The following is a 3,274-nucleotide window of genomic DNA, read 5'->3' on the forward strand; positions in this document are numbered from 1 at the left end:
AGCAGCACGAGGCCCTCGCCGCGGCCCACGACGACGCCCTCGCCCAGGCCGCCGCCGACCACGCCCGCGAGCGCGACGCCCTGGGTGCCGAGCGTCAGGCCGCCCTCACCGAGGCGAAGCAGGCCCGCGACCTCGTGGCGTCCGGCCTCAAGTGGGAGGCCACCTCGCGCGACGACATCGCCGACGCCTGCCGCCAGCTGGGCGTGGACGCGGTGTTGCTGACCAACGTGGTCTTCGTTCCCGTGGCGACCGGCGCCTCCTCGCGGTTCGTCGCGCAGGTCGACCACGTCCTGCTCGCCGAGACCGGCGTGATGGTGATCGAGAACAAGGGCTGGAACGGCATCGTCTTCGACGGCCTGACCCCGAGCAGCGTGTTCCCGGCCTTCGCGGGCCTCTTCGACGAGAGCACCATGACGCCGCCGTTCGCACTGCAGGTCGTCAAGGACTCGCCCACCGTGCTGACCGTACGCACCCACCTCGGCCGCGAGGCCCCCGCGTCGCAGGTGCGGCGCCAGGCGCAGCGGCTGTCCGACCGGGTGCAGGCCGAGACCGGCGTCCGGCTCTGGTTCGACACCTGCGTCTTCTACTCGCACCGCGACGCGACGGTCTTCGCGACCGAGCGCGACGCCACCGACGGAGGCGCGGCCACGGCGATCGTGTCGCACCGGTCCCAGCTGGCGGGCGTCGTCCGCGAACTGACCTCGCGTCCGACGAAGAAGCTGTCCCGGGCACGGGTCGACGACCTCGCCCGGCTGTTCGCGTCGTACGGCGCCGACGTGCTGCGCTTCGGCGCCCACGCCCAGGAGGCGCGGGTCGCGTCGGTGCCGGAGGCCACGGCCCCCGAGGCGGCGGCCGCAGACTCCGAGCCGGAGGCCACGGCCACCACCACCGCCGCCGCCGCCTCCTCCGCCCAGGATGCCCAGGGGTCCGACCGGACCGAGTGAGTCAGGCGTCGCCTGCGGACGACGCCTCGCCCCCAGGAGGCACGGTGCCGGTTCCGCCCACACCGCGCCTCCCCGGGTCCGCGGCCCGTCGGCGGCACCCTGTAGCGTCGTCGGGAGACGAGACAAGACGACACCTGTGGTCGACGGGCGATCCAGGGGCGAGGGGACCGGCATGGGACGCGTGACGGAGGGCGCCGACGCGATCGGGCGGGCACTCAACACGGCCCTGCGACGCGTGCCCGTCGAGAAGGTGCCGCTGTTCCGGCAGTCGTTCATCGCCCTGCTGATCGCGCTGGCCGCGGTGCTCAGCTCCACCCTGCCCTGGCTGATCGTCACCGACGCGGTCACGATGTGGCTCGGCGTGGCGGTCGCCGTCGCGGCCCTGGCGTTCGCCGCCACGATGGCCCGCCACACCCGGCTCCGGCGATGGGAGCTGCTGGTGCCCGCGGCCGACTTCGTCGCCGTGGGGCTGCTGCGCTACGGCACGGGTGACCAGCGATCGGTCTTCCTGCCGATCGTGCTGCTCGCGGTCGTCTGGGTCGCGTCCTGGCCCGGTCGGCGCAACGTCCTGCTGCCCCTGGTCGGAACGTGCGTCACCCTGCTGTTGCCGTACCTGTTCACCGCGGACGGTCGGGGACCGAGCGAGTTGATCCGGCTGGCGTTCGCCCTGGTCGTCTACGCGACCGTCGCCGCGGCGGTCAACGAACTCGCCCGGCAGGCGAAGGCCCGACTCGAGCGGGCGCGGGCCCAGCAGCACGCCCTCGAGCGCGAGCTCAACCGGGCCGCCGTGGTGCAGCAGTCGCTGCTGCCGCCGGACGCCTCGACCCTGCCCGACGCCTTCGCGGTGTTCGGGGCCTGCGTGCCGGCCCGCGAGGTCGGCGGCGACTTCTTCGACTGGTACCCGACCTCGACCGGCATCGCCGTGACCGTCGGCGACGTCATGGGCAAGGGCGTCGGCGCGGGCATGATCGCGGCGGCGGTGCGCTCGGTGATCCGCAGCAGCGTCGACGACGGTGACCCGGCCGAGGCCTTCCACCGCGCCTCCGTGGGGTTGACGACGAGCGCGTACGACACCGAGACGCAGTTCACGACGTCGTTCCATGCGCGCATCGACGCCGACGGCGGCGTGCTCTGGGCCGACGCGGGGCACGGCCTGGCCTTCATCCGTCGGGCCTCGGGGGCCGTCGACCGCCTGAACTCGGCCGACCTGCCCATCGGGGTGGGCACCGGTTGGCACCGGCACCGCTCACAGCTCGACGACGGCGACGTGTTCGTCTGTGTCAGCGACGGCGTGCTCGACCTGTTCCCCGTCGAACTCGAGGCGCTGCACGACCTCGAGCGACTGCTCGCCGCGACGCCCGAGCCGGCGCGCATCGTCGAGGTCGTCGAGCGGCTCGCCCTCGAGCGCGACCGCAGCGACGACGTGACCGTGGTCGCGACGACGCTCGTGCCGACGTCGGTGCCGGCGCGTCCTTGAGCCCCGCGGCCTGGCATGCTGGCCCGATGACCCGCGCCCTGCTCATCGTCGACATCCAGCTGGACTACTTCCCCGGGGGCGCGTTCCCGCTCGTCGAGCCCGAGGCGGCCGCCGCTGCCGCCGGTGACGTGCTCGAGGCGTTCCGGGCGTCTGGTGAGCCCGTCGTCCACGTCTTCCACGTCTCGACGGGCGAGGGCGCGACGTTCTTCCGCCCCGGGACCGACGGCCTCGCGTTCCACCCGGCCGTCGAACCCCGCGACGGCGAGCTGGTGGTCGAGAAACACGAGCCGAACAGCTTCGTGGGCACAGGACTCGAGGCCAGCCTCCGCGAGCGCGACGTGACCGAACTCGTGATCGTCGGGATGATGAGCAGCATGTGCGTCGACTCGACCACGCGGGCCGCGCACGAGCTCGGTTTCGACTGCACCGTCGTCACCGACGCCTGCGCGGCCCCCGACCTCGTGCACGGCGGGACGACCGTCGCCGGCCGCGACGTGCACGCCGCCTTCATGGCCGCCCTCGACGGCAGCTTCGCGACCGTCGTCACGAGCGAGGCGCTGCTCGCCGCCTGAGCGCCCCGGGTGACGCGGGACACCGTGTGACGCTCCCGTCCGCCCCGCCCGGCGTCGGGACGCCGGACGCCGAGCACCGGGCGCCAGACGCCGGACGCCGGACGCCGGACGCCGAGCGCCGTTCCGTGCCGCTCCGGGTCTTCCCGCCACGAAGTGAACACCCCGCCATCTTTTTGCGTGGCGGGGTGTTCACTTCGTGGCGGGGTGGCGGGGTGGCGGGGTGGCGGGACGGCGGGACGGCCGGCCAGCGGTGCCGTGGCGGGACGGCGGGACGGGCGGAC

At 73.9% G+C, this 3,274-nt stretch carries 3 protein-coding genes; all 3 read left to right on the forward strand.

What is annotated here, in order from left to right; translation table 11 throughout:
- Nucleotides 1-944, forward strand: a 944-nt coding sequence (locus IFT36_RS15665; protein WP_200413618.1) for a nuclease-related domain-containing protein, incomplete at its 5' end; no start/stop codon positions are given.
- Nucleotides 945-1,116: 172 nt separating this feature from the next.
- Nucleotides 1,117-2,421, forward strand: coding sequence for a PP2C family protein-serine/threonine phosphatase (locus IFT36_RS15670; protein ID WP_200413619.1), 1,305 nt, complete (start codon nucleotides 1,117-1,119; stop codon nucleotides 2,419-2,421).
- A 26-nt stretch (nucleotides 2,422-2,447) separates the two neighbouring features.
- Nucleotides 2,448-2,993 (forward strand): cysteine hydrolase family protein, encoded by a 546-nt coding sequence (locus IFT36_RS15675; protein WP_200413620.1) that lies wholly within the window; start codon nucleotides 2,448-2,450, stop codon nucleotides 2,991-2,993.
- Nucleotides 2,994-3,274: the final 281 nt, after the last annotated feature.

Source organism: Frigoribacterium sp. CFBP 13605, assembly GCF_014839405.1.
In the GTDB taxonomy this organism is placed as follows: Bacteria; Actinomycetota; Actinomycetes; order Actinomycetales; family Microbacteriaceae; genus Frigoribacterium.

What these genes read in the sequence shown, in the direction of transcription:
- IFT36_RS15670 (WP_200413619.1), top strand. Translation starts at nt 1,117, where the DNA reads ATGGGACGCGTGACGGAGGGCGCCGACGCGATCGGGCGGGCACTCAAC.
- IFT36_RS15675 (WP_200413620.1), top strand. Translation starts at nt 2,448, where the DNA reads ATGACCCGCGCCCTGCTCATCGTCGACATCCAGCTGGACTACTTCCCC.